Origin of the sequence: Micromonospora coerulea, from assembly GCF_016598485.1 — a bacterium.
In the GTDB taxonomy this organism is placed as follows: Bacteria; Actinomycetota; Actinomycetes; order Mycobacteriales; family Micromonosporaceae; genus Micromonospora; species Micromonospora coerulea.
Map to the genome: position 1 here is coordinate 255,638 of NZ_JAEMUW010000006.1, position 26,087 is coordinate 281,724.

At 72.3% G+C, this 26,087-nt stretch carries 24 protein-coding genes; 16 read left to right on the top strand and 8 right to left on the bottom strand.

Features of this window, described 5'->3' with window-relative positions:
- Positions 1 to 47: 47 nt before the first annotated feature.
- From I8N68_RS11110 to polA, 6 genes are all read left to right on the top strand, one after another.
- Positions 48 to 1,211, top strand: coding sequence for a branched-chain amino acid ABC transporter substrate-binding protein (locus I8N68_RS11110; protein WP_200209807.1), 1,164 nt, complete (start codon positions 48 to 50; stop codon positions 1,209 to 1,211).
- 95 nt (positions 1,212 to 1,306) lie between these two features.
- Entirely contained in the window at positions 1,307 to 2,257 is a 951-nt protein-coding gene (locus I8N68_RS11115) for a branched-chain amino acid ABC transporter permease (protein ID WP_200209808.1), read from the top strand.
- Positions 2,254 to 3,408, top strand: coding sequence for a branched-chain amino acid ABC transporter permease (locus tag I8N68_RS11120; RefSeq protein WP_200209809.1), 1,155 nt, complete (start codon positions 2,254 to 2,256; stop codon positions 3,406 to 3,408). Before I8N68_RS11115 ends, I8N68_RS11120 begins: the two co-directional genes overlap by 4 nt.
- Entirely contained in the window at positions 3,401 to 4,321 is a 921-nt protein-coding gene (locus I8N68_RS11125; protein ID WP_200209810.1) for an ABC transporter ATP-binding protein, read from the top strand. The genes I8N68_RS11120 and I8N68_RS11125 overlap by 8 nt, the downstream gene beginning before the upstream one ends.
- On the top strand, positions 4,311 to 5,021 hold the full coding sequence (locus tag I8N68_RS11130) for an ABC transporter ATP-binding protein (RefSeq protein WP_200209811.1): 711 nt from the start codon (positions 4,311 to 4,313) through the stop codon (positions 5,019 to 5,021). Before I8N68_RS11125 ends, I8N68_RS11130 begins: the two co-directional genes overlap by 11 nt.
- 131 nt (positions 5,022 to 5,152) lie before the next feature.
- Positions 5,153 to 7,852, top strand: a complete 2,700-nt coding sequence (polA, locus tag I8N68_RS11135) for a DNA polymerase I (RefSeq protein ID WP_200209812.1) — start codon at positions 5,153 to 5,155, stop codon at positions 7,850 to 7,852.
- Positions 7,853 to 7,861: 9 nt separating this feature from the next.
- Here the strand turns inward: polA and I8N68_RS11140 are convergent, their stop codons facing one another.
- From I8N68_RS11140 to I8N68_RS11150, 3 genes are read right to left on the bottom strand one after another with little or no spacing between them, the layout of a single operon-like run.
- Positions 7,862 to 8,293: a DUF3140 domain-containing protein gene (locus I8N68_RS11140; protein WP_200209813.1), complete on the bottom strand. Its 432-nt coding sequence runs from the start codon at positions 8,291 to 8,293 to the stop codon at positions 7,862 to 7,864.
- Entirely contained in the window at positions 8,280 to 8,498 is a 219-nt protein-coding gene (locus tag I8N68_RS11145) for a hypervirulence associated TUDOR domain-containing protein (protein WP_200209814.1), read from the bottom strand. The genes I8N68_RS11140 and I8N68_RS11145 overlap by 14 nt, the downstream gene beginning before the upstream one ends.
- A gap of 47 nt (positions 8,499 to 8,545) precedes the next feature.
- Entirely contained in the window at positions 8,546 to 9,349 is an 804-nt protein-coding gene (locus I8N68_RS11150) for a class I SAM-dependent methyltransferase (protein WP_200209815.1), read from the bottom strand.
- Positions 9,350 to 9,503: 154 nt separating this feature from the next.
- Between I8N68_RS11150 and I8N68_RS11155 the strand changes: the two genes are divergently transcribed.
- From I8N68_RS11155 to coaE, 3 genes are all read left to right on the top strand, one after another.
- A complete protein-coding gene (locus I8N68_RS11155; RefSeq protein ID WP_307812768.1) occupies positions 9,504 to 10,856 on the top strand; it encodes an RNA-guided endonuclease InsQ/TnpB family protein in 1,353 nt (450 codons plus the stop codon).
- A 370-nt stretch (positions 10,857 to 11,226) separates the two neighbouring features.
- The gene (gene rpsA / locus I8N68_RS11160) at positions 11,227 to 12,720 is read left to right on the top strand and encodes a 30S ribosomal protein S1 (protein WP_200209817.1); all 1,494 of its coding nucleotides are present in this window, start codon (positions 11,227 to 11,229) and stop codon (positions 12,718 to 12,720) included.
- Positions 12,721 to 12,963: 243 nt separating this feature from the next.
- Positions 12,964 to 14,145, top strand: coding sequence for a dephospho-CoA kinase (coaE, locus tag I8N68_RS11165; RefSeq protein ID WP_200209869.1), 1,182 nt, complete (start codon positions 12,964 to 12,966; stop codon positions 14,143 to 14,145).
- A 116-nt stretch (positions 14,146 to 14,261) separates the two neighbouring features.
- On the opposite strand, the gene I8N68_RS11170 is transcribed toward coaE, so the two are convergent.
- Complete coding sequence (locus I8N68_RS11170; RefSeq protein ID WP_200209818.1) at positions 14,262 to 15,785, bottom strand: hypothetical protein; 1,524 nt, start codon at positions 15,783 to 15,785, stop codon at positions 14,262 to 14,264.
- A gap of 15 nt (positions 15,786 to 15,800) precedes the next feature.
- Here I8N68_RS11170 and I8N68_RS33585 point away from each other — a divergent pair, with 15 nt between their 5' ends.
- From I8N68_RS33585 to I8N68_RS11180, 3 genes are all read left to right on the top strand, one after another.
- Entirely contained in the window at positions 15,801 to 15,932 is a 132-nt protein-coding gene (locus tag I8N68_RS33585) for a hypothetical protein (RefSeq protein WP_267909558.1), read from the top strand.
- Between the two features lie 150 nt (positions 15,933 to 16,082).
- Entirely contained in the window at positions 16,083 to 18,185 is a 2,103-nt protein-coding gene (gene uvrB, locus I8N68_RS11175) for an excinuclease ABC subunit UvrB (protein ID WP_200209819.1), read from the top strand.
- 250 nt (positions 18,186 to 18,435) lie between these two features.
- Positions 18,436 to 19,350, top strand: a complete 915-nt coding sequence (locus I8N68_RS11180; RefSeq protein WP_200209820.1) for a helix-turn-helix domain-containing protein — start codon at positions 18,436 to 18,438, stop codon at positions 19,348 to 19,350.
- A 9-nt stretch (positions 19,351 to 19,359) separates the two neighbouring features.
- Here the strand turns inward: I8N68_RS11180 and I8N68_RS33590 are convergent, their stop codons facing one another.
- Positions 19,360 to 19,485 (bottom strand): hypothetical protein, encoded by a 126-nt coding sequence (locus tag I8N68_RS33590; protein WP_267909559.1) that lies wholly within the window; start codon positions 19,483 to 19,485, stop codon positions 19,360 to 19,362.
- Positions 19,486 to 19,620: 135 nt separating this feature from the next.
- Positions 19,621 to 19,914 (bottom strand): antibiotic biosynthesis monooxygenase family protein, encoded by a 294-nt coding sequence (locus I8N68_RS11185; protein ID WP_200209821.1) that lies wholly within the window; start codon positions 19,912 to 19,914, stop codon positions 19,621 to 19,623.
- A 102-nt stretch (positions 19,915 to 20,016) separates the two neighbouring features.
- On the opposite strand from I8N68_RS11185, the gene pnuC reads away from it, so the two are divergent.
- From pnuC to I8N68_RS11200, 3 genes are all read left to right on the top strand, one after another.
- A complete protein-coding gene (gene pnuC / locus I8N68_RS11190) occupies positions 20,017 to 20,670 on the top strand; it encodes a nicotinamide riboside transporter PnuC (RefSeq protein WP_200209822.1) in 654 nt (217 codons plus the stop codon).
- Entirely contained in the window at positions 20,667 to 21,746 is a 1,080-nt protein-coding gene (locus I8N68_RS11195) for an AAA family ATPase (RefSeq protein ID WP_307812770.1), read from the top strand. The genes pnuC and I8N68_RS11195 overlap by 4 nt, the downstream gene beginning before the upstream one ends.
- Before the next feature lie 355 nt (positions 21,747 to 22,101).
- Positions 22,102 to 23,100 (top strand): TerC family protein, encoded by a 999-nt coding sequence (locus I8N68_RS11200; RefSeq protein ID WP_200209871.1) that lies wholly within the window; start codon positions 22,102 to 22,104, stop codon positions 23,098 to 23,100.
- A gap of 57 nt (positions 23,101 to 23,157) precedes the next feature.
- Here the strand turns inward: I8N68_RS11200 and I8N68_RS11205 are convergent, their stop codons facing one another.
- Entirely contained in the window at positions 23,158 to 24,078 is a 921-nt protein-coding gene (locus I8N68_RS11205; RefSeq protein ID WP_200209823.1) for a C40 family peptidase, read from the bottom strand.
- A 58-nt stretch (positions 24,079 to 24,136) separates the two neighbouring features.
- A complete protein-coding gene (locus I8N68_RS11210; protein ID WP_200209824.1) occupies positions 24,137 to 25,234 on the bottom strand; it encodes a mandelate racemase/muconate lactonizing enzyme family protein in 1,098 nt (365 codons plus the stop codon).
- A gap of 44 nt (positions 25,235 to 25,278) precedes the next feature.
- Between I8N68_RS11210 and I8N68_RS11215 the strand changes: the two genes are divergently transcribed.
- A complete protein-coding gene (locus I8N68_RS11215; RefSeq protein WP_200209825.1) occupies positions 25,279 to 26,076 on the top strand; it encodes a tyrosine-protein phosphatase in 798 nt (265 codons plus the stop codon).
- Positions 26,077 to 26,087: the final 11 nt, after the last annotated feature.

A 26,087-nucleotide genomic window follows, 5' to 3' on the forward strand; every position in this document is an offset into this window, starting at 1 on the left:
ATTCGCGGTGGGTGGTTCGGGCCTTCGGACGGAGGAGGGTACGAGCCGTGAGGCAGAAGCTCGCACGGGTGCTTGGTGGCGTAGCCATCACCGCGCTCGTTTTCAGTGGCGCGGCCTGCAAGGCCGACAGTGGTAGTGAGGCGGGCGGCGACAAGGCCGCCTGCGACCTGAAGATCGGCTTCTTCGGCCCGCTGACCGGCGACGCCGCGGGTCTCGGTATCCACATGCGCAACGGCACCAAGCTGGCCATCGACCAGTACAACAAGGACAACGCGGACTGCAAGGTCAACCTGGCCGAGTACGACTCGCAGGGTGACCCGGCCAAGGCCCCGGCGCTGGCCCAGCAGGCGGTCGGCGACACCAAGGTCGTCGGCATCATCGGCCCGGCCTTCTCCGGCGAGTCCGAGGTTGCCGACCCGATCTTCGACGAGGCCGGCCTGCCGATCATCACCCCGTCGGCGACCCGCCCGAGCCTGAGCACCAAGAGCTGGAAGATCTTCCACCGGGGCGTCGGTAACGACACCTCGCAGGGCCCGGCCGCCGGCCGCTACATCAAGAACGTCCTCAAGGCCGACAAGGTCTACGTCGTGGACGACCAGTCCGCGTACGGCGCCGGCCTGGTGGACGAGGTCAAGAAGGTCATCGGCACCGTCGCCGGCGAGGACAAGATCCAGGTCAAGCAGACCAACTTCTCCGCCGTGGTCACCAAGATCCAGAGCAGCGGCGCGAACGTCCTCTTCTTCGGTGGCTACTACACCGAGGCCGGCCTGCTGCTCAAGCAGCTCAAGGGCGCGGGCTGGAAGGGCACGATGGTCGCCGGTGACGGCGTCAACGACGCCAACTTCATCAAGGTCGCCGGCGAGCAGGTCGCCGAGGGCACCATCCTGACCTGCCCGTGCGCCCCGGCCACCGCGGCCAAGGGCACCTTCGTGACCGACTACAAGGCGGCCTTCGACAACGCCGAGCCGGGCACCTACGCCGACGTGTCGTACGACATCACCAAGATCTTCCTCGAGGGCATCAAGAGCGGCAAGGCCTCCCGGGCCGACCTGCTCGCGTTCGTCAAGGGCTACAACAAGGCGGGTGGCGCCACCGGCGTGACCTACAAGTTCGAGGCCAACGGCGAGCTGGACCCGGCCCAGGTGCTGGTCTGGGCCTTCAAGGTGAACGCGGGCAAGGTCGTCCCCGACATCGAGATCCCCAAGGCCTGACCGGTTCTGTCCGGTCCCGCCAAGGGACACCAGGTGTGTGCGGCCGGGAGCCTTCTCCCGGCCGCGCCGCTTGGCCGCACAGTTGGAGCCCCCTTTTGAACTTCGATGAGCTGTTCGGGAACTTCCCGGCGCTGACCATCACCGGGCTGGAACAGGGCGCGATCTACGCGCTCATCGCCCTCGGCTACACCCTGGTGTACGGCGTCCTGCGCCTGATCAACTTCGCCCACTCCGAGGTCTTCATGGTCGGTACCTTCACCGCCCTGTGGACCTGGCAGGCCCTCGGGTACAACCAGAACTCGGCCGCCCCGGCCCTCGGACCGCTGATCCTGGCGATCCTCGCCGGCCTGGTGGTCGCGATGGTCGCCGCGGCGGCCACCGCGGTCACCGTCGAGCTGGTCGCCTACCGGCCGCTGCGCCGCCGCAACGCCCCGCCGCTGGCCTTCCTCATCACCGCGATCGGCGCGTCGTTCGTGCTCGCCGAGTCGTTCGGCATCGGCACCCGCCGGGCCCCGTTCGGCATGCCGGACCTGATCCCGCAGAAGACGGTCTTCACCCTCTTCGGTGCCGGGGTGACCAACGTCCAGCTGCTCATCCTCAGCGTCACGCTGATCATGATGATCGGGCTGGACCAGTTCGTGAACCGCAGCCGCCTGGGCCGCGGCATCCGGGCGGTCGCCCAGGACGCGGACACCGCCGCGCTGATGGGCGTCAACAAGAACCGGGTCATCCTGCTGGTCTTCGTGCTCGGCGGCCTGATGGCCGGCGTGGGCGCCCTGCTGTGGGACCTGCGGTTCGGCTACACCAAGTTCAACGTCGGCTTCCTGATCGGGCTCAAGGCCTTCTCGGCCGCGGTGCTCGGCGGCATCGGCAACCTGCGCGGCGCGCTGCTCGGCGGCCTGCTGCTCGGCGTGGTGGAGAACTACGCCGCCGGGCTCTTCGGCGGCGACTGGAAGGACTTCACCGGCTTCGTGCTGCTGATCGTGCTGCTGATGTTCCGGCCGACCGGTCTGCTCGGCGAATCTCTCGGGAGGGCGCGCGCATGACCGCCACCGTGGACAACAAGCGGACCGCGGGCTTCAAGAGCCGCTGGGCGGCGATGCCCAAGCAGGTGCGCTGGGCGGCGCTCGCCGCACTGATCGTCCTGCTCTACATCCTGCCCAACAAGTGGTTCTACGAGTACCTCGGCTTCCCCATCGGCGGCGACTACTTCGCCTTCTACACCACCCGCTCGGACTTCGCCGGCGTGCTCTTCGACACCGCGGTGTTCGTCCTGCTGGCCGTCGGGCTCAACGTGGTGGTCGGCTTCGCCGGCCTGCTCGACCTGGGCTACTTCGGCTTCTACGCGCTCGGCGCGTACACGGTCGCGCTGCTCACCTCGCCGGAGAGCCGGTTCGGCACGAACTGGCCGTGGCTGGCGGCGGTGCCGCTGGCGGTCATGGTGGCGATGGTCTCCGGCGTGATCCTCGGCGGCCCGACGCTGCGCCTGCGCGGTGACTACCTGGCCATCGTGACCCTCGGCTTCGCCGAGATGATCCGCCTGTACGCGTCGCGCAACGAGGGCATCGCACAGGGCCAGCGGGGCATCCCGGCGATCCCGCACCCGCCGGGCACCGGCACGGACGGCAAGCCACTGTTCGGGGTGGTCGACGCCCGGCCGTACTACTGGCTGATGCTGACGCTGATCCTGCTCGTGCTGCTGCTGATCCGGAACCTGGCCAACAGCCGGGTCGGCCGGGCCTGGGTGGCGATCCGCGAGGACGAGGACGCCGCCGAGATCATGGGCGTGCCGACGTTCAAGTACAAGCTGTGGGCGTTCGCCATCGGCGCGGCCGTGGCCGGCCTCACCGGCGCGATCTTCGCCGGCAAGCAGACGTTCATCAACTCCGACCAGTTCGTGCTGGAGAGCTCCATCCTGGTGCTGGCCGCGGTGATCCTCGGCGGCGCCGGCAACATCAAGGGCGCCATCGTCGGCGGCGCGATCACCTGGTACCTGCCGGAGTGGCTGCGGGGGGTCGGCGACCTCATCGGGGTGAACTTCGACGCCGCCGAGTACCGGATCCTGGTCTTCGGCGTGGTCGTCATCATCATGATGATCTTCCGGCCGCAGGGTATGGTGCCCAACCGTCGGCGGGCGGCCGAGTTCGCCGACCGGCGCAAGGAAGCGGTTCCCCAGGAGACGGTGCCCAATGAGTGAGCCGCAGATGCACAGCGAGCGGGACGAGACCAGCGAGCGGGACATCGCCGACGACGGTCGCAGCACCGTCGGCACCCCGCCGGAGAAGGGCTCGGACCAGCCGGTGGAGACCACCCCCGGCGGCACCGACCCGGCCGGCCGGGAGCCGCTGCTGGAAGTCGACCACGTCACCCTCCGCTTCGGCGGGGTGGTCGCCCTGGACGACGTCGCGTTCACCCTGTACAAGGGGGAGATCCTCGGCCTGATCGGCCCGAACGGCGCCGGCAAGACGACCTGCTTCAACGCGATGACGGGCGTCTACCGGCCCACCACGGGTGAGATCCGGTTCAAGGGGCAGCGCACCAACGGCAGGCGCCGGTCCTGGATCACCAAGGCCGGCATCGCCCGGACGTTCCAGAACATCCGGCTCTTCCCGGAGATGACCGCGCTGGAGAACGTGATGGTGGGCGCGGACGCCCACCACAAGACCAGCGTCATCGCCGCCATGCTGCGCCTGCCGCGGCACTGGCGGGAGGAGCGGGAGGGCCGGGAGAAGGCGTACGAGCTGCTGCGCTTCGTCGGCATCGAGCGCCGCGCCGGGGAGCTGTCGCGCAACCTCTCGTACGGCGAGCAGCGCCGGCTGGAGATCGCCCGGGCCCTGGCCACCGATCCCACCCTGCTCTGCCTGGACGAGCCGGCCGCCGGCTTCACCCCGGCGGAGAAGGAGGAGTTGCTCGGCCTGATCCGTAAGATTCGGGACAACGGCACCACGGTGCTGCTGATCGAGCACGACATGCGGCTCGTCATGGGCGTGACCGATCGGATCGTGGTGCTGGAGTTCGGCAAGAAGATCGCCGAGGGCCTGCCGGCCCAGGTCCGCGAGGACCCGAAGGTGATCGCCGCGTACCTGGGGGTGCCGACCGATGCTGCTTGAGATCAACGACCTGACCCTGCTGTACGGGCGGATCCAGGCGCTGCACGGGATCAGCCTGACGGTCAACGAGGGTGAGGTGGTCGCGCTGATCGGCGCCAACGGCGCCGGCAAGACCACCACCATGCGGGCCATCTCCGGGCTGCGCCCGGTGGCCCAGGGCTCGATCATCTTCGACGGCACCGACGTCACCCGGATGCGCGCCGACCTGCGCGTGGTCCGGGGCATCGGGCAGGCGCCCGAGGGCCGGGGCGTCTTCCCCGGCATGAGCGTCGTGGAGAACCTGGAGATGGGGGCCTACACCCGCCGGGACCGGGGCGGCATCGCCGAGGACATGAAGATGGTCATGGACCTCTTCCCCCGGCTGGCCGAGCGGCGCAAGCAGGCCGGCGGCACGCTCTCCGGCGGCGAGCAGCAGATGCTCGCGGTCGGTCGGGCGCTGATGGCCCGGCCGCGGCTGCTGCTGCTCGACGAGCCGTCGATGGGGCTCGCCCCGATGCTGATCCAGCAGATCTTCGAGATCATCACGCGGATCAACGAGCAGGGCACCACCATCCTGCTGGTCGAGCAGAACGCCCAGCAGGCGCTCTCCCGCGCCCACCGGGGTTACGTGCTGGAGACCGGTCGGATCGTGAAGGAGGGGTCCGGCCGGGATCTGCTGCACGACCCGGCGGTCAAGGAGGCGTACCTCGGCGTGGCCTGAGTCGTACCGTCGGCGGCCGGTCGTCCCTCCCGGGACGGCCGGCCGCCGGCTTTGCGCCCGGCCGTCGCTTTTCCCGCCCACCGCGGTGCCGCCGCCCGAGGATGTCGGGCGTACGGACTAGAGTCGCTGCCGTGACAGCTACGACGCCGCGCCTGCTCCTCGTCGACGGACACTCCCTGGCATACCGGGCCTTCTTCGCCCTGCCGGTGGAGAACTTCTCCACCACGACCGGGCAGCCGACCAACGCGGTCTACGGCTTCACCTCCATGCTGATCAACGTGCTTCGCGACGAGCAGCCCAGCCACATCGTCGTCGCGTTCGACGTCTCCCGGCACTCCTTCCGCACCGACCGGTACGCCGAGTACAAGGCCGGCCGCAGCGAGACCCCGACCGACTTCAAGGGCCAGGTCAGCCTGGTCAAGGAGGTCCTCGCCGCGCTGCGCATCCCGGTGGTGGAGAAGCAGGGCTACGAGGCCGACGACGTCATCGCCACCCTCGCCTGCCAGGCCCGCGACCAGGGCATGCAGGTGCTGATCACCACCGGCGACCGGGACGCGTTCCAGCTCGTCGGCGACAGCGTCACGGTGCTCTACCCGCGCAAGGGCGTCTCCGACCTGGCCCGGATGGACCCGGCCGCGGTCGAGGCGAAGTACGGCGTGGGCCCGCAGCGCTACCGCGACCTGGCCGCCCTGGTCGGCGAGACCAGCGACAACCTGCCCGGCATCCCGGGCGTCGGCCCGAAGACCGCCGCCAAGTGGATCAACACGTACGGCGGGGTGGAGGGCGTCATCGCCCGGGCCGACGAGATCAAAGGCAAGGCCGGCGACAGCCTGCGCGAGCGGCTCGCCGACGTGATCCGCAACTACGAGATCAACTGCCTGGTCTCCGACCTGGAGCTGCCGGTCCGCCCCGAGGACGCCCGCTGGCAGGGCTGGGACCGGGAGGCCGTGCACCAGGTCTTCGACACCCTCCAGTTCCGCATCCTGCGCGACCGCCTCTACCAGTACCTCGAGTCGGTCGAGCCGGAGGCCGAGGCCGGCTTCGACCTGACCGGCGAGCAGCTGACCCAGCCCGGCGCGCTCGCCAGCTGGCTGGCCATCCACGCCCCGGCCGGCACCCCGGTCGGCCTGGCGGTCAAGCTCGACACCGGCCCGAACCGGCGGCACACCGCCACGGTGACCGGGATGGCCCTGGCCACCACCGGCGGCGCGGCGGCCTGGTTCGACCCGGCCACCCTCGACCCGGCGGACGAGTCGGCCCTGGCGAGCTGGCTGGCCGACGGCAAGCGGCCCAAGGTGCTGCACGACAGCAAGCCGGCGGTGCTCGCCTTCGCCGCGCACGGTTGGCAACTGGAGGGCATCGCCCGGGACACTCAGATCGCCGCCTACCTGGCCCGCCCCGACCAGCGCTCCTACGACCTGACCGACCTGGCGCTGCGCTACCTGCACCGGGAGCTGCGGGTCGACGCCCCGGAGACCGGCCAGCTCACCCTGGAGGGGCTGGGCAACGACGGCGAGGCCGAACAGAACCTCATGCTCCAGGCGCGGGCCACGCTCGACCTGGCCGACGCGATCGACGCCGAGCTGTCCCGCGACGGCGAGCAGTCGCTGCGGCTGATGGCCGGGGTGGAGCTGCCGCTGATGCGGGTGCTCGCCGCCATGGAGCGCACCGGCATCGCCGCCGACACCCACTACCTGTCGGAGCTGGAGGCGCACTTCGCCGCCGAGGTGAAGGCCGCCGCGCAGGGGGCGTACGCCGCGGTCGGGCGGGAGTTCAACCTGGGCTCGCCCAAGCAGCTCCAGGAGATCCTCTTCACCGAGCTGGGCCTGCCGAAGACCAAGAAGATCAAGACCGGCTACACCACGGACGCCGACGCCCTCCAGTGGCTCTACGCGCAGCAGCCGCACCCGGTGCTGGAGCACCTGCTGCGCCACCGGGACGTGGCCAAGCTCAAGTCGACCGTCGACGGGCTGCTCAAGTCGGTCTCCGACGACGGCCGGATCCACACCACCTTCAACCAGACGGTGGCGGCCACCGGCCGGCTCTCCTCCACCGAGCCCAACCTGCAGAACATCCCGATCCGCACCGAGGAAGGCCGGCGGATCCGCCGCGCCTTCGTGGTGGGGGAGGGCTACGAGTGCCTGCTCACCGCCGACTACAGCCAGATCGAGATGCGCATCATGGCGCACCTGTCGTCGGACGACGCGCTGATCGAGGCGTTCAACTCCGGCCACGACTTCCACGCCGCCACCGCCTCCTCGGTGTTCGCGGTCGAGGTCGGCGCGGTCACCCCCGACCAGCGGCGCAAGATCAAGGCGATGAACTACGGCCTGGCGTACGGGCTCAGCGCCTTCGGCCTGTCCCAGCAGCTCGGCATCACCGCCGAGGAGGCGCGCGGGCTGATGGAGAACTACTTCGCCGGCTTCGGCGGGGTCCGGGACTACCTGCACGAGGTGGTCGCCCGGGCTCGGCAGGACGGCTACACCTCCACCATCCTCGGCCGGCGCCGCTACCTGCCCGACCTGGTCAGCGACAACCGGCAGCGCCGGGAGATCGCCGAGCGGATGGCGCTCAACGCCCCCATCCAGGGCTCCGCGGCCGACATCATGAAGGTCGCCATGCTGCACGTGGACAGCGCGCTGCGCGACGCCGGGCTGCACTCCCGGATCCTGCTCCAGGTGCACGACGAGCTGATCCTCGAGGTCGCCCCAGGCGAGCGGGAGACCCTGGAGGCCCTGGTGCGCAAGGAGATGGGCGAGGCGTACCCGCTGTCGGTGCCGCTGGAGGTCTCCGTCGGCGAGGGCCGCGACTGGAACAGCGCCGACCACTGATTCGCGGGGCTACCGTCCCGGACCGCGGCGCTCCTTCGGTGGCGTGCCGTGCCTCTCGAGGGCCCGCCGGGACGGGCCGCCCGGCGGCGGAAGCGGACCCTTGAGGGGGTCGTGACCCCAGTTCATCAGGGAGTACCGCCACCGGGTCGCGCGGACGTCGCCGCTCGGTCGCTGCGCCATGTGCCGCCGCACGTACCCGACGACCTTGCGCATGTGCTTGTAGTCGCCCTCGGAGAGTTGGTCGCGCTTGCGCCGCAGCAGCTCGATGATCTTGCGACCGGACTCGTGGCCGACCGACTCTCCGCCCTTGGTGCCCTTCTTCCGCCAGCCGACGTGCTTGGACTCGTCGGACTCCAGCCACTTCTGCAGTTCGCCGGGTTTCATGTTCACCGCCTCGGTGAACTCCCGGTAGGTGTCGCGGCCCTCGTCACTTCGGCTCACGGCGCAGCGCCTCCGGTCGGTGTGCGACGTCCCGGCCCGAGTCGTCGTTGCGGATCCGGTACTGCGGCTCCTCCGGCGACGCGTTCACGGCGTGGCCGCGGACGTGTGTCCGATCGATGAGCTTTTCCTTGACCACGCCGTGCGCCCGGCCGCTGTGGCTGGCCCAGGAGACGTGGTCGCCCGGGTGGAACTCCTGCTCGGCCATGCCCCTCGGATACCCGACGGGCAGGGCCGAAAACGGTCGCTGGACGGCTAGCGGGCGGGTTTCTCGGCGACGAAGATGGCGGTGCCGGGGAAGAGCCTGCCCCGCAGTGGGCTCCACTGCCCCCAGATCCCGTCGTGCCCCTCGGGCCACTCCGGCTCCACCAGGTCGAGGAAGCGGAACCCGGCGCCGACGATCTCCCGGATCCGGTCGCCGAGGGTGCGGTGCTGTTCGACGTACGTGGCCCTCCCGTGTGCGTCCTGCTCGACGTACGGCGAGCGGTCGAAGTACGAGTGGACCGCGGTCAGCCCGCCCTCGCCCGGGTCGTCGAGGAAGATCCAGCGCATCGGGTGGGTCACCGAGAAGACCCAGCGACCGCCGGGGCACAGCACCCGGAAGACCTCCCGCATCACCGCCGCCGAGTCGTCGACGAAGGGGATCGCGCCGAACGCCGTGCAGGCGGTGTCGAACGCCGCGTCGGCGAAGGGCAGGGCGAGGGCGTCGGCCTGCACCAGCGGGACGCGTACGCCGGTGGTGGCGGCGGCGACCGCGGCGTGCCGCAGCATGCCGGCGGAGAGGTCCAGGGCGACCGGCCGGGCGCCCTGGGTGGCCAGCCAGCGGGCGGCGGCCGCGGCGCCGCTGCCCAGCTCCAGGATCCGGCGGCCGGCCAGGTCGCCGAGGAGCCGGGCGTCGGCCTCGCGCAGCCCCTCGGGGCACCAGACGAAGTCCACGTCGCCGAGGAACGCGCCGTGCTCGGCCTGGTAGTCGTCCGCGTCGGTGTCCCACCAGCCCCGGTTGGCCCGGCGAACCTCGGCGTCGCCGACCCGGCGTCGGGTCACCCTGTCGTCATCCACCCGCTCACGCTAGTGCTCTGACCACAAACGTTGAACGGGTTGGCCGGTGGTTGGGGAGTTGTCGTAGGGGTGGTGTTGGCTTCGGTTCGTGCCTCGCCGTCGGGATCCCGCCTTGCCGCGGGTCGTGCATCGCACCGCGCGTGTCGCTGTGCGGGTGACGCCGGGTCAGCGGCGGCGTTGTTTCGGGCTGCTGCGCTCGGCCGGTGATGTGTGGGCGTGTGTGTTGGAGGTCAACGGGTGGCGGTGCCGGCGGCGGGACGCGCCGCTGTCCGGCTATCAGGAGTTGTGCCGCGAGCTGTCCGCGTCGGGGCCGGGCACGTTCGGGGAATTGGACTCGACGGGTGCGCGGTCGGTGTTGCGCCGGTTCTCCGATGCGTGGTTCGCGGCGGCGAAACGCCGCAGCGCGGGTGACCTGTCGGCCCGGTTCCCGCGTCGGCGGCGGGGGTTGGTGCCGGTGCGCTGGTATCACGGCACGTTCACCCTCGACGGCCGCCGGGTGCGGATCCCCACCGCGAAAGGCACTGCGCCGTTGTGGGTGCGCCTGGCGCGCGACGTGCCGTATCCGGTCGAGCAGGTCCGCTCGGTCACGCTGCTGTGTGAGGGTGGCCGGCTGTTCCTGGACGTGACCGCCGAGGTGCCGGTGGCGGTCTACCCGCCCGGCGACGAACCGGACCCGGCCAGGGTGGCCGGGGTGGATCTCGGGATCATCCACCCCTACGCGGTGGCCGGCCCCGACGGCGAGGGGTTGTTGGTGTCGGGGCGGGCGATCCGCGCCGAGCATCGCATGCACCTGGCCGACACCAAGGCCCGCCGCCGCGCCGTGGCCCGCCGGGCCCCCAGGCCTGGACAGAAGGGGTCCCGGCGGTGGCGGCAATACCGGCGTCGGGCGCGGCTGGTGGAGGGCCGGCACCGGCGGCGGGTTCGCCAGGCCCAGCACGAGGCCGCCCGCAGCGTCGTGTCGTGGGCGGTGCGGCAGCGGGTCGGTGTGCTGCACGTCGGCGACCCCCGCGGGGTGTTGGAGATTCCTGCGGGTCGGCGGCACAACCTGCGGCTGCGGCAGTGGCAGATCGGCCGGCTCCTCCAAGTCCTCACCGACAAGGCCACCCTCGCCGGCATCCCCGTCCGCCTGGTCGATGAGCGGGGCACGTCGTCCACCTGCCCTGCCTGTGAAAGGCGGGTGCCGAAGCCTCGTGGGCGGACCTTGTCCTGCCCGCACTGCGCATTCTCCGGCCACCGCGATCTCGTCGCGGCCGCCAGCATCGCCACCCGTGTTCCGGGCGGCGGATCCACCACCCCGACAGCCGTTGTGCTGCCGCAGGTGGTCGAGCACCGTCGAGCCGGCCGGCACCTTCCCGGTGCCGGCCGGTCCCGACGTGACCCCCGCCGCCCACCCCGGGCGGCGCGAGGATCAGTTGGCCCGCGCAGGCCCGCCCCACCACCCGGTGGGGAGTCGCTCGCCCAATGGGCGAGGATCCACAACACCCACCGCAAACCCGGTGAACGTTAGTGGACACCGCACTAGGCCCCGTGCCCCGTCGCCGTTCGGTCGGCCGCGCCGAACGGGTGGGACGGATGGTGCTTGTGTGACTGACGAGACAGGCGATGGCGCCTTACCGTTCGAAATCTCCGCTTTCGCAGCTGACGAGGTCGCGAGGAGACGGGAGGGCTTGCACGCTGTGGTAATGCAGCGGGTAGGCTAGACGATGCGCTCGCGGATCGTGTGCCTCGGCAGGGAGCAGGTGCGCGGTCACCGGAGCCACTAATGATCTTCTCTTGGCGATCGTTCGGTGTGCCCGGCGACGGATCCGCTGGCGCGAAAAGGTCACCGCGACACCACGCCTGCTGTGACAACCCATCCGACCGGAGCAACCGCCCACATGACGAGCAGCATCGAGGCCCCCTCGAGCGCCACCCGGGTCACCCACGACGATCTCGGTTCCGAGGAGGCTTTCCTCGCCGCGATCGACGAGACCATCAAGTACTTCAACGACGGCGACATTGTCGAAGGCACCGTCGTCAAGGTCGATCGGGACGAGGTCCTTCTCGACATCGGCTACAAGACCGAGGGTGTCATCCCCTCTCGGGAGTTGTCGATCAAGCACGACGTGGACCCCGCCGAGGTCGTCTCGGTCGGTGACCACATCGAGGCCCTGGTCCTCCAGAAGGAGGACAAGGAGGGTCGTCTGATCCTCTCCAAGAAGCGGGCGCAGTACGAGCGGGCCTGGGGCACGATCGAGAAGATCAAGGACGAGGACGGTGTCGTCCGCGGCTCGGTCATCGAGGTCGTCAAGGGCGGTCTCATCCTGGACATCGGGCTGCGCGGCTTCCTGCCCGCCTCCCTGGTCGAGATGCGGCGGGTGCGCGACCTGCAGCCGTACGTCGGCCGCGAGCTCGAGGCCAAGATCATCGAGCTGGACAAGAACCGCAACAACGTGGTCCTGTCCCGCCGGGCCTGGCTCGAGCAGACGCAGTCCGAGGTGCGCACCGAGTTCCTCAACAAGCTCCAGAAGGGGCAGGTCCGCAAGGGCGTCGTCTCCTCGATCGTCAACTTCGGCGCGTTCGTCGACCTGGGCGGCGTGGACGGCCTGGTGCACGTCTCCGAGCTCTCCTGGAAGCACATCGACCACCCGTCCGAGGTCGTCGAGGTCGGCCAGGAGGTCGAGGTCGAGGTCCTGGACGTCGACCTGGACCGCGAGCGGGTCTCGCTGTCGCTGAAGGCGACCCAGGAGGACCCGTGGCGGCAGTTCGCCCGCACCCACGCGATCCAGCAGATCGTGCCGGGTAAGGTCACCAAGCTGGTGCCGTTCGGCGCCTTCGTCCGGGTGGACGACGGCATCGAGGGCCTGGTCCACATCTCCGAGCTGGCCGAGCGCCACGTGGAGATCCCGGAGCAGGTCGTCCAGGTCGGCTCCGAGGTCATGGTCAAGGTCATCGACATCGACCTGGAGCGCCGCCGGATCTCGCTGTCGCTCAAGCAGGCCAACGAGGGCTTCGTCGAGGGCGAGGAGCACTTCGACCCGACCCTCTACGGCATGGCCGCGACGTACGACGCCGAGGGCAACTACATCTACCCGGAGGGCTTCGACCCGGAGACGGGCGAGTGGCTCGAGGGGTACGACAAGCAGCGCGAGACCTGGGAGAGCCAGTACGCCGAGGCGCGTCTGCGCTGGGAGGCCCACACCAAGCAGGTGCAGACCTCCCGGGCCGCCGACGCCGAGGCCGCTGCCAACCCGGCTCCGGCCGTTCCGGCGGGTGGCACCACCACCACGACCACCACGGCCCCGAGCCGGCAGGCCGAGGAGCCGGCCGGCACCCTGGCCACCGACGAGGCGCTCGCCGCTCTGCGGGAGAAGCTCGCCGGCGGTAAGTGACCCGCTGACGACGACAGGCCCCGCCCCCGCGATCCGGTTCCACCGGCTCGCCGGGGGCGGGGCCCTCGCCGTTTCCGGCCCCATCCACCCACACACATCGCCGGTGCGGACTTGCCGCCCACTGTCCGGCGCCACATCCCCCGGGGTGGGTTGTTCGGGCGGGTTGACAGCGCCAGGTCGCCTGGCCGGGGGATCGCGGGCGGCGGGTTTGGCAGCCGCCCGATGATCGGGTTGACTGGTGCGGTGCTGATGGTGGGACTGACCGGCGGGATCGGCTCCGGGAAGAGCGCGGTGGCGGCCCGGCTGGCCGAACTCGGCGCCGTGGTGATCGACGCCGACCAGGTCGCCCGCGAGGTGGTCACCCCGGGCAGCGCCGGGCTGGCCGAGATCGTCGCCACCTTCTCCGAGCGGGTGCTCGACGCCCACGGTGCGCTGGATCGGGCGGCACTGGGGGCGATCGTCTTCGGCGATGCGGCGGCCCGCCGGCGGCTGGAGGCGATCACCCATCCCCGGGTCCGGGCGCGTACCGCCGAGCTGGTCGCCGCGGCGCCGCCGCACGCGATCGTGGTCAACGACGTACCGCTGCTGGTGGAGGTGGGGGCCGCGCCGACGTACCACCTGGTGGTGGTGGTGCAGGCGGCCCTGGCCACCCGGCTCGCGCGGTTGACGCGGAACCGTGGCATGGACCGCGCGGAGGCCGAGCGGCGGATCGCCGCGCAGGCCGACGACGCCCGCCGGCGCGCGGCTGCCGACGTGGTGCTGAGCAACGACGGCGACCTGACGGAGCTGCACGCGGCGGTGGACGCGCTCTGGTGTGACCGGCTGGTCCCCTACGAGGAGAACCTGCGCGCACGGCGCGCGGTCCGGCCGGATCCGGTGGTGCTCGCCGAGCCCGACCCGGCCTGGCCGCAGCAGTACGCCCGGCTGGCCGCCCGGATCCGGCACGCGCTCACCCCCGCCGAGCCGCGCATCGACCACGTCGGCTCGACCGCCGTGCCGGGCCTCGCCGCGAAAGACGTCATCGACATTCAAGTCAGCGTGGCATCGCTGGAGGAGGCGGACGGGCCACTCGCCGAGCGGCTCGCCGACGCCGGCTTCCCCCGGCTGCCCGGCCAGTGGTGGGACAACCCCCGCCCGGCCGGCAGCGGCCGGTGGGAGAAGCGGTTGCACGGCAGCGCCGACCCGGGCCGCCCGGTCCACCTGCACCTGCGGGTGGCCGGCTCACCCGGTTGGCGGTACGCCCTGCTGACGCGCGACCACCTGCGCGCCGACCCGGACCAGCGGGCCGCCTACCTCCAGCTCAAGCGGGATCTGGTGAGCGCCGCGCCGGACAGCGCGACCTACGGCACGCTGAAGCACCCCTGGTTCGACGAGGAGCATCTCCGGGCCGAGGAGTGGGCCGGGCGGACCGGCTGGCAGCCGTGACAGCCTGACCAGCCGCCCACCCGTGCCGGTGCGGCCCTGACCGGCCGCGCACCCGTGCCGGCTCACTCACCAGGGGCCCGGCCTGCGGACCCGCCGCCCACCCGTGCCAGGAGGGCTCAGCGCGGCGTCGCCCCGGTGGCCGGGGGCCGGTTTGCGGTGGGCAGCGCCGGGACCCGTCCCGGGGCGAGGTCGAGCTGGGCCCACACCCCGTGCCGGGTGCGCAGTTCCAGCCGGCGCAGCAGCCCGGCCCGGTCGATCCAGTAGCGCAGCTGCGCGCGGCCGGTCCGCAGCTCGAGCACGTCCACGGTGTGGCCGGCCAGTCGGTCGCCGCGCAGCCGTACCGCCGACCGGGCGGCGACCGGCGCGCCGGCCGCCCGCACCGCCGCGTCGATCAGCCGCTCCAGGTCGTCGGTCGCCGGTGCGGCCGGCGGCCAGGAGATGCCGGCCGGCGGCGGTAGCGGCGGCCGGGCCGGTGGGTCGACGGCGCCGCCGGCGGCGGCGACCTCCACCCGGGCGACCCGGCCCTTCTGGTGGCGCAGCAGCGTCCGGCGCCCGGGCGTGTCGACCTCGCCGACGGCAAGGTACGCGGCGGAAGCGGCCCAGCTCAGCCAGCCGGCGGCCCGCAGGTTCGCGGTCGGGCCGAGCGGGGCCGTACCGGTCAGCGCGGCGCCACCGGCGGCCCGTAGCCGGGCGGGCAGGCGGGCCAACCGGTTGGCCTCCGCGTCGGTGAGCGCCCGCGGCAGACCGGGGCGGCCGCCCAGGGCGTCGACCGGGCGCAACGTCGGTCGGTCGCTGCGTTGCAGCTCCACGCTGACCGGCGTGTCGTCCGACAGCCGGCCCGCCAGCCGGTGCAACCGGGCGTCCCGGTCCAGCCAGAGGCGGAACTGCCGGGGCGGGGCCGCGGCCGGGCCGGCGGGAAGGGGTGCCCGCAGCACGTCCACCGGCGTGCCGGCCGCCGTCTCCCTGCCCAGCCAGCGCGCCTCGACGACGGTTGGGTCGGGTCGCTGCCCGCTCAGGCTCAGCAGCAGGTCGAGCGCGCTCGCCACGTCGTGTCCGGCGGGGAGCTCGCGCAGCCGCCAACGGTCGGTCGGGGGTACCAGCGGGGGCGGGGCGGAGGTGGGCCCGGCGGCCGGGTCCGGCCGGGCCACCAGTGTGCCGGGGGCGGCCTGGATCAGCCCTCGCTCCGCGCCGGCGCCGGGACCGCCGACGTCGAGGTAGACCAGCGGCCGGGCCCAGTCCACCCAGCCGACCAGCTCGGTGCGGGCCGCCCCGGTGCCGACGCTGACCCGCACCCCGGAGCGCACGTCCCGGTAGGCGGTGACCCGCATCGCCGCGAGCCGTTCCGCCTCCGCCGCGGAGAGCGGCCGGGTCGGGTCGACCGGCTCGGGTGACCAGCTCAACAGCCCGGCGACCAGCGCCGCGGCGGAGGCCACCGCGACCACCCCGAGCCCGAGCAGGATGCCGCGCCGTCGGGTGTGCCGCTCCGGCGGGTCAGCCGCGCCGTCCGGCTCGGCCTCGAGGGCGGGTTCCGGTCCGTGGTCGGCGGGCTCAGGGCTGTGCGGGCGGGCGCGACCGGTGACGGGCTGATCGATCCGGGACGCGGGGGTGGGGCGGGGTGGCCGCCCGGGAGAGGTCTCCACGAGTGGAGAACGCGAATGCGGGATCTGGGTGACGAGCAGGGGCGCTCGCGGCGGCCGGTCAGCGCCTCCAGCGCGACCACGTCGGGCGCGCACGCCGGTGATGTCCGGGTGCTGCGGCCCTCGGTGCCGGGGGCGGCCGTCCCCTGAGGGGGGCCGCCGGCCCGGTCGGCCGCCGCGAGCGGCCTACGGGGAAAGCGTAGCCGCGTGAGATGGGGCACACAATGGAATATCGAAGCCGATCACGGACCCTCCGCGGTCGCCCGGGAACTGTCGGACCCGCGGCGTACGGTTGATGTCATGGCGCTCGACATTCCCCGGCTCGACGGCCGTTTCCAGGTCGTCAGCGAGTTCCAGCCGGCCGGTGACCAGCCGGCGGCCATCGACGATCTTGAGCGGCGCGTTCGGCGCGGCGACCGCAACACGGTGCTGCTCGGTGCGACCGGCACCGGTAAGAGCGCCACCACGGCGTGGCTGGTCGAGCGGCTGCAACGGCCGACCCTGGTGCTCGCGCCCAACAAGACCCTCTGCGCCCAGCTGGCCAAGGAGTTCAGCGAGCTGCTCCCGCACAACGCGGTGGAGTACTTCGTCTCGTACTACGACTACTACCAGCCCGAGGCGTACATCCCGCAGACCGACACCTACATCGAAAAGGACTCCTCGATCAACGAGGAGGTCGAGCGGCTGCGGCACAAGGCGACCATGTCGCTGCTCACCCGGCGCGACACGATCGTGGTGGCGACGGTCTCGGCGATCTACGGCCTGGGCACCCCGGAGGAGTACCTCGAGCGAGCCGTCCGGGTCCAGGTCGGTCAGGAGATCGAGCGGGACAAGCTGCTGCGCCGGCTGGTCGACATCCAGTACACCCGCAACGACATGGCCTTCCAGCGGGGCACCTTCCGGGTCCGCGGCGACACGCTGGAGATCATCCCGGCGTACGAGGAGCTGGCGCTGCGGATCGAGTTCTTCGGCGACGAGGTGGAGAAGCTCTACTACCTCAACCCGCTCACCGGCGACGTGGTCCGGGAGGTCGACCACCTGCTGATCTTCCCGGCCACCCACTACGCGGCCGGCCCGGAGCGGATGGAGCGGGCGGTCCGCGACATCGAGGTAGAGCTGGGCGAGCGGCTGGCCGAGCTGGAGCGGCAGGGCAAGCTGCTGGAGGCGCAGCGGCTGCGGATGCGCACCACGTACGACATCGAGATGATGCGCCAGGTCGGCTTCTGCTCCGGCATCGAGAACTACTCCATGCACATCGACGGCCGGCTGCCCGGCAGCCCGCCGCACTGCCTGCTCGACTACTTCCCGGACGACTTCCTCACCGTGGTCGACGAGTCGCACGTGACCATCCCGCAGATCGGCGGCATGTACGAGGGCGACGCGTCCCGCAAGCGGATGCTCATCGACCACGGCTTCCGCCTGCCGAGCGCGGCGGACAACCGGCCGCTGCGCTTCGACGAGTTCCTGGAGCGGGTCGGCCAGATGGTCTTCCTGTCGGCCACTCCCGGCCCGTGGGAGCTGGAGCAGGCCCAGGGCGAGTTCGTCGAGCAGGTGATCCGCCCGACCGGCCTGATCGACCCCGAGGTCATCGTGAAGCCCACCAAGGGCCAGATCGACGACCTGATGCACGAGATCAAGCTGCGCACCGAGCGGGACGAGCGGGTGCTGGTCACCACCCTGACCAAGAAGATGGCCGAGGACCTGTCGGACTATCTCCTGGAGAACGGCATCCGGGTGCGTTACCTGCACTCCGAGGTCGACACGCTGCGCCGGGTCGAGCTGCTGCGCGAGCTGCGCAAGGGCGACTACGACGTGCTGGTCGGCATCAACCTGCTGCGCGAGGGGCTCGACCTGCCCGAGGTGTCCCTGGTCGCGATCCTGGACGCGGACAAGGAGGGCTTCCTGCGCAGCGGCCGGTCGCTGATCCAGACCATCGGCCGGGCCGCGCGTAACGTCAGCGGCCAGGTGCACATGTACGCCGACAAGATCACCCCGTCGATGGCGGCCGCGATCGACGAGACGAACCGGCGCCGGGCCAAGCAGGTCGCACACAACGAGGCGCACGGGATCAGCCCCGAGCCGCTGCGCAAGAAGATCCACGACATCCTCGACGACATCTACCGCGAAGCCGAGGACACCGACAGCCGGGTCGGCGGCGCGGCGCGGCAGCTCTCCCGGGGCAAGGCGCCGGTCAAGGAGACCCGCAGCCGTAGCCGGGCCGGTGCCGCCCCCTCACGGGAGGGGATGGCCCGGGCCGACCTGGCCAACCTCATCCAGGAGCTCAACGACCAGATGCTGGCCGCCGCACGGGAGCTGCAGTTCGAGCTGGCGGCCCGGATCCGGGACGAGGTCGCCGACCTCAAGAAGGAGCTCCGCGGGATGGACGCCGCCGGCGTGCGGTGACGGGGCGGGGGAGCGGGCGGGCCGACGTGCTCGCCGAGGCGGTCGTCCGCCCGCCCGCGGCCCCGCCGCGCCCGTACGTCGACCGCTGTCTCGGGTACCGCGAGCCGGCCGTCGAACCGCCGGTACGCCGGGGGTGACGATCGCCGACGGCCGCATCGCACGGTCTGCTCATCGGAGCTGGTCGCACTGCGCGAGCGAGGTATTGCCCTGAGTGACGGCCATGCGTACTCTCCCTCGGTGGGAGGCTGGGATGCCGTTGTCAGCAAGTCCTGTCATCCGGCGGGTGCGGCTCGGCGCCGAGCTGCGCCGGCTGCGTCACCGGGAGTCGCTCACCCTGGAGCAGGTCTGCGACCGGCTCGGCTGGGCGTCCACGTCCAAGTTGTCCCGCATCGAGCTGGGCCAGAGCCGACCGGATCTCGCCGACGTGCTCGACCTGCTCGACGTCTATTCGGTGCCGCCGGGCCAGCGGGAGGTGCTGATCGTCATCGCCCGGGACGCGGCGACCGGCCGGGGCTGGTCGAAGGCGCTGGGCGAGATGGGGGAGCGGCAGCGGGCGTACGCCGAGCTGGAGGCGGGGGTGGCCCGCCTCGTCGAATACCAGCCGGTGGTCGTGCTGGGGCTGCTGCAGACCCCGGCGTACGCGCGGCTGCGGGTGACCGCCGGCGCGCTCCTCGACGGCGAGGTGGACGTCGAGGCCGACGTGCGAGCCCGGCTGGCGCGGCAGGAGGTGCTACGCCGCGCGGACCCGCCCCGGTACACCGCCCTGCTCGACGAGCGGGCCTGTGATCCGGGCGGTGTGCCCATCGAGGTCTGGCGGGAGCAGCTGCGGCACCTGGTGGCGCTCGCCGACCGGCCGAACATCACCATCCGGGTGGTGCCGCGGGACTCGGCGGCGCGCGGCGGGATCCACCCGTTGACCGGATTCTCCCACTACGCGTTCCCGGACCCGGCCGATCCCCGGACGGTGCTGGTGGAGACGCTCACCACCGACCTGCGGCTGGTGACCGAGGCCGAGGTGGCCCGGTACGAGCGGCTGGCCGAGTGGCTGCTTGCCGTCGCGCTGCCGGTGGACGAGACGGCGGCGCTGCTGGCCCGGCGGGCCGAGAAGCCGGTGGTGCCGCGCCCGCGCGCCGCGCCCGAGGTGGCGGTGCCGGACGGCCACTGACCCGGCCGGTCATCCGTGGGGCGCGCCCGCCGAGCCGGCCGCGCTGGCCCCGTCCGCCGGGAGCGCGCGGGCCACCGCGGCCCCGATGCCGATCCGCCGGCTCACGCCGGTCACCAGGGCGACCCGTTCCGTCATGATCGACAGCGAAGCGGATCGGCGGACCCGTCGCAAGGTGTTGTCGACGCGCGACCACCGGGCCCGGCGCCCCCGATGCCCGTCGGGACCGGCGGCCGGCGCGTCGCACGGACGCTAGCCCAGGGGTACGACAGCTCAGGCCGGGACGTCGATGAAGTGCTCGACCAGGGGCGGGCCGGCGAAGTGCGGACCGATCAGCGCCCGCCACTGCGAAAACTTCTCGCTCTGCCGGAAGTTGACGTCGTGCGCCTCGACCGAGTCCCACTCGACCAGCAGCACGAACCGGGAGGGGGACTCGATGCCCCGGGTCATCCGGACCGAGCGGCAGCCCTCGGTGCTGGTGATGATCGGGTGAGCCTGCGCGTACGCGGCGGCGAAGGCGTCCTCGTGCCCGGGCGTTACGTCGATCAGCGCGACTTCAAGAACCATGATCGAAGCCTCGCACGCCGCCGCGCCCCATCCCCTGGCAGGGTCTTCTCCCGTCCCGGCCGGCCCTCTAGGGTGGGCGCGCGGACACGGGGAGGACACCACATGCTCGACTGGTTGACCGGCACGGCGTTCAGCCTCGCCGGGACCGGCACCACCTGGGCGGAGCTGCTGGGCTTCGCCACCGGCGTGGTCAACGTCTGGCTGGTCGCCCGGCAGCACATCGCGAACTGGCCGATCGGCATCGTGAACGTGCTCCTGCTGATGCTGCTCTTCTGGACCGCCGGCCTGTACGCCGACGCCGGCCTGCAGCTCGTCTACGTCGTGCTCGGCCTGTACGGCTGGTGGCACTGGCTCTTCGGTGGCCGGCGGCGCAGCCGGCTCACGGTCGCCCGCACCGGCCGGCGCGAGTGGTGGGCGCTCGCGGCCGCCGGGGTGGTGCTGACCGCCGGCCTCTGGGCGCTGCTGGACCGGGCCACCGACTCGACCGTGCCGCTGGCCGACGCGCTCACCACCGCGCTGTCGCTGCTGGCCACGTACGGCCAGACCCGCAAGCTGGTGGAGAGCTGGTGGCTGTGGATCGTCGCCGACCTGATCTACATCCCGCTGTACGCGTACAAGGGGCTCTGGCTGACCGGCGGCCTCTACCTGATCTTCCTGGCCCTCTGCCTGCTGGGATTGCGGGCCTGGCGGGGCGACCTGCGGGCGCGTTCGGCGGCGACCGTGGTGCCACCGGGTCCGGCCCCGGTGGCCGCGTGACCGGCCGGCGCGGCGAACCGGAGTTCCGGCACGGCCTGGTGGTCGGGAAGTTCTACCCGCCGCACGCCGGGCACCACGCGCTGATCGAGGCCGCGGCGGCGCGCTGCGCGGCGGTCACCGTGGTGGTCGCGCCGTCCCGGCGGGAGTCGATCCCGCTCGCCGACCGGGTCGCCTGGCTGGGCGAGGCGCACGCCGCGACCCCGTGGGTCCGGGTGGTGGGCCGGTACGACGACCATCCCGTGGATTACGCCGACCCGGCGGTCTGGGAGCTGCACTGCGCCGTCTTCCGCGAGGCGGTCGGGTCGGAACCGGTGGACGCGGTGTTCTCCTCCGAGGCGTACGGCGCGGAGCTGGCCCGGCGCTTCGCCGCGGTGCCGGTCTGCGTGGACGCCGACCGGCGGACGGTGCCGGTCTCCGGCACCGCCGTGCGGGCCGACCCGGCGGGGCACTGGCGCTGGTTGAGCCCGCCGGTGCGGGCCTGGTTCGTCCGCCGGGTCGTGGTGGTGGGCGCGGAGTCGACCGGCACCACGACGATGGCCGCGGCCCTCGCCGCCCGCTACGGCACCGGCTGGGTGCCCGAGTACGGTCGGGAGCTCACCGCCCGCAAGCTCGCAGAGCTGCGGTCGCGGCGCCCGGAGGCGACGGTCTTCGACGTGACCTGGGACCGGGACGACTTCCTCGAGGTGGTCCGGGCGCAGCAGGCCGCCGAGGACGCGGCGGCCCGAACCAGCGGCCCGCTGCTGTTCTGCGACACCGATGCGCGGGCGACCGCGGTCTGGGAGGAGCGGTACCTCGGCTCCACCTCGCCCGCGGTCCGCGCGGCGGCCCGCCGGCCGGCGCTGTACCTGCTCACCGACCACGACGGCGTCCCGTTCGACGACGACGGTCTGCGCGACGGGGAGCACCTGCGGACCTGGATGACCGGGCGGTTCCGGGCCGAGCTGGCCGGCTGCGGGGTGCCGGTGGTGGAGCTGCGCGGCCCGCACGAGCGGCGGCTGGCGACGGCGGTGGCGGCCTGCGACGCCCTCCTGGCGGCCGGATGGTCGCTCGCCGACCCGCTGCTACCCCCGACCTGACCTGGCCCTCCCACTCGCGCCAGGAGCACACCTAGCCCCTAGGACGCCCTGCGGGAGGTATTCCCCGCCGCCCAGGAAAGTGATGCCTTCGTCAATCGGGACGCCTGGAGATGCGCCGACGACCCTCGATGGTGAAGAATGGCGCCCGAGGAGGGGAGTATTCCCTCGTGACGGAGTCGTCAGCACGGACGGCCGCCACCCTTGGCGGCACGACCCGGCTCCGTCGGTCAGCGACCCGTCACCGGGTCGGTGGCGGAAGAGACCTCCGACAGTCACCAGAGTCAGCGTCGACGCACCCCGAGCCCTCACCCGGCGTACGGTGTGCCCGACGCTGCGTGTCTGCCGGAGGATGGAATTGAACGTGTCCGGATTGGTGTGGGCCGTGACCCTCGTCGCGATGACGGCGGTCCTGCTGGTCGACCTTTTCATCGTCGGTCGGCGACCACACGAGCCCAGTGTCCGGGAGTCGAGCATCTGGGTCGGCTTCTACGTCGGGCTGGCCCTGCTCTTCGGTGCCGGGCTCTGGCTCACCTCCGGCCCCAGCGTGGCCGGGCAGTTCTACACCGGCTGGCTCACCGAGTACAGCCTCTCGGTGGACAACCTCTTCGTCTTCGTGATCATCATGGCCCGCTTCTCGGTGCCCCGGCAGTACCAGCAGAAGGTGCTGCTCATCGGGATCGTGCTGGCGCTGGTCATGCGCGGCGGCTTCATCGCCGCCGGTGCCGCGCTGATCTCCCAGTTCTCCTGGGTCTTCTACATCTTCGGCGCGTTCCTGATCTACACGGCGATCAACCTGGCCCGGCAGGGCGAGCCGGACGAGGACGAGTTCAGCGAGAACCTGTTGATCCGGTGGAGCCGCAAGGCGCTGCCGATCTCCCGTAACTTCGACGGCGCGAAGGTGACCACCCACCAGAACGGGCGGCGGCTGTTCACCCCGATGCTGATCGTGATGATCGCGATCGGCACCACCGACCTGATCTTCGCGCTCGACTCGATCCCGGCGATCTTCGGCATCACCCAGGAGCCGTACCTGGTGTTCACCGCCAACGTCTTCGCGCTGATGGGTCTGCGCCAGCTCTACTTCCTGCTCGGCGGGCTGCTGGACCGGTTGATCTACCTCAGCTACGGCCTGTCGGTGGTGCTCGGCTTCATCGGGGTCAAGCTGGTCCTGGAGGCCCTCGCGGACAACAACCTGCCGTTCATCAACGGCGGGCAGCACGTGGCCTGGGCCCCGCACATCCCGATCTGGCTTTCGCTGGCGGTCATCCTCGGCACCCTGGCCGTGGCCACCGCGGCCAGCCTGGTGAAGTCCTCCCGGGACCGGCGCCGCGAGCTGGCCGACGCCCGGCGCTGATTTCACGCTGACACGCAGGGGCGCGCCCGAACGGGGGCGCCCCTGCGCGCGTACGGGTCAGACGCGGTGCGCGCCGACCAGGGTGGCCAGCCGGTCGGCGGGCAGTTGCTCCTCGACCACCAGGCGCTGCCGGTAGCAGGCGTGCAGCATCCGCCGCCGATCGCCGTGCGGCTCCGCCGTGACGATGCCGACGTGGTGAATCCGGCGGCCCGGCCGGGCGAAGAAGTAGAGGTCGCCGGGGCGTTCGTCGCCGAGCGCCAGCGGGCTGGTCGCCTCGGCCTGGTCGTCGGCGTCCCGGGGAAGGCTCACGCCGAACCGGCGCCAGGCCAGGTGTACCAGGCCGGAGCAGTCGATGCCGTGGCTGGAGAGGCCGCCCCAGATGTAGGGCAGGCCGCGGAGCCGGTCGGCGACGGCGAGCAGCTCCTTGGCCTCCGGCCGCTCGGCGGGCAGCGGGACGAGGTCGCCCTCGGCCACCCACAACGGTTCAGCGCGGCCGGTGACGTGCACCGGCCGCCAGCCGTCCACGGCCCGCCCGGCGGCGGGGAGTCGGGTGCCGAGCACGATCCCGGGCAGCGTCACCGGCCCGTGCGGTGCGGCGTGCAGGGGGGTGACGGTGGCGTCGACCACCAGCGGAGCGGCTGACGGGCCCGCGGCCGGCGTGGCGGCGGTCAGCTGGGCGGCGGGCAGCCAGCCCGGGTAGCCGCGCGGGTCGAGCTTCGCCGCCGGCTGGTCGCGGACGACCACCCGGACCCAGCCGTCGGGAGTCCGCTCGGTGACGAGGACTCGTTCACCGATCAGCAGCTGGCTGAGCACGCAGTCGCCGACCTGCTGGTCGTGGTCCAGCCCAGCCAGCCAGGCCGGGACGTCCGGGTCGTCGGCCAGCGCGGGGCCGTCGACCGGCCGGACCGCGTCGGGGGCGGTCCAGAGGGTCGCCACCGGGACCCGGACGACCGCCTCGCGGCCCGGTTGCAGCTCCACGTCGACCCCCACCTCGCGCCCGTTGTCTCCGCGACCCTATGAAAGATTCCAACGGTCATCAACTGCGGGCCTGCATCTTTACTTCAGACACCGAGGTGACGCCGAGCCCCGGGGAGTCGGGCAGCACCACCGTCGCGCCGTCGTACCGGATCCCACCCCGCACCGGCGACCAGGCCAGCCACCAGGCGGCGTCGAGGTCCGACACCGCGGTGGTGCCGTAGGCCGCGACCAGGCTCGCCGCGGCACCGACCCCGACCTGGCTCTCCATCATCGAGCCCACGATCGTCCCGACCCCGTGCGCGGCGGCCAGGTCGAGCAGCGTGCGGGCCGGCTGCAGGCCGCCGCACTTGGCCAGCTTCACGTTCACCATGTCGGCCGCCCGACGGCGGATCACCTCGACCAGGTCACGCACGCCGAAGACCGACTCGTCGGCCAGGATCGGCAGGTCGACCCGGTCACTGACCCAGGCCAGCCCGTCCAGGTCCCAGCGGGCGACGGGCTGCTCGACCAGCTCGACGTCGAGGCCGGCGTCCTCGATCCCGCGGATGATCCGGACCGCTTCCCGGGGGGTCCAACCCTGGTTCGCGTCCAGCCGGATCCGCACCCCCGGACCGACCGCGGAGCGCACGGCGCGGACCCGGTCCAGATCCCCGCTGGCGTCCGTACCCACCTTCAGCTTGAGCACCCCGAACCCCTCGGCCCGGCGCTGCTTGGCCGCCGCGGCGAGGTCGACCGCGTCGCCGGCGGCCAGGGTCACGTCCGTCGGGACGCGCAGGGTGGTCCCGCCGAGCAACCGGACCAGTGGTACGCCGAGCCGCCGGGCCGCCAGATCGTGCAGCGCGACGTCGACGGCGCCCTTCGCGGATTCGTTGCCGGCCACCGCCCGCCGCACCTCGCCGCAGCGGGCCACCAGGTCGTCGGCGTCCCGCCCGGCGAGGGCCGGGGCGAGCATGTCGCGTACGCACGCCTCGGCGCCGGCGATGGACGCGCCGGTCACCTGCCAGACCTGCGGCGCCTCGCCGAAGCCGGACCGCCCGTCGTCATCGATCAGCTCGACGACCAGGGTGTCCACCGTGGTGGCTCGGCGTAGCGCGGTGACGAACGGGGTGTGTAAGGGGGCGGAGAGCCGGTGGGTGCGGACCGCGGCGATCGTCATGTGCGGCACCCTATAGGCAGGCGGACGCGGACAGGGGAGGCCGGATGGTGCGGCGGGACTGGGAACTGGTGGGTGCGCCGAACGCGCGTGACCTGGGAGGTATGCCCGCGGCCGACGGGCGGCGGGTCCGCGCGGGCCGGCTGATCCGGACCGCGGCGCTGGGCCGGCTGACCGACGAGGACCTGCCGGTGCTGGGCAAGCTGGGGCCGGCCTGCGTGGTGGACCTGCGGGACCGCGCCGAGCAGGAGGTCGCGCCGCCGGACCGCCTGGTGGGCGAGCCTCGGGTGGTGCACCTACCGGTGTACGACCCGGTCCACCCGGTCTTCACGTACGTCTCGGCGGTGCTGCTCGGCCACGACCTCGGCGCGTACGACGAGCTGGCCCGGCAGGGGATGCCGGCGGCGATGGCGGCGATCTACCGGTGGTTCGTCACCGGGGAGTCGGCCCGGGCGGGTTTCGGGGCGGCGGTGCGGCTGGCGGCGCAGGAACGCAACCTGCCGTTGCTGTTCCACTGCTCGGCCGGCAAGGACCGCACCGGCTGGCTGACCGTCGTGCTGCTCACCGCGTTGGGGGTGGACGAGGCGACGATCCGGGCGGACTACCTGCGGCACAACGAGCTGACCGAGAGCCTGCGCGAGGTGCTGCTGGCGGCGATGACCCGGCGGCAGCCGGAGCTGGACCCGGCCGCCGCGCGGCCGCTGCTGGAGGTGCGCGCGGAGTACCTGGACGCCGCGTACGACGAGGTGCGGCGGGTGCACGGCTCGTTCGGGGCGTACCTGCGCGACGGGCTGGGCGTGACCGCCGAGGTGGTGGCGGCGCTGCGGGACAACCTGCTGGATTGAGGGTGCCCGCC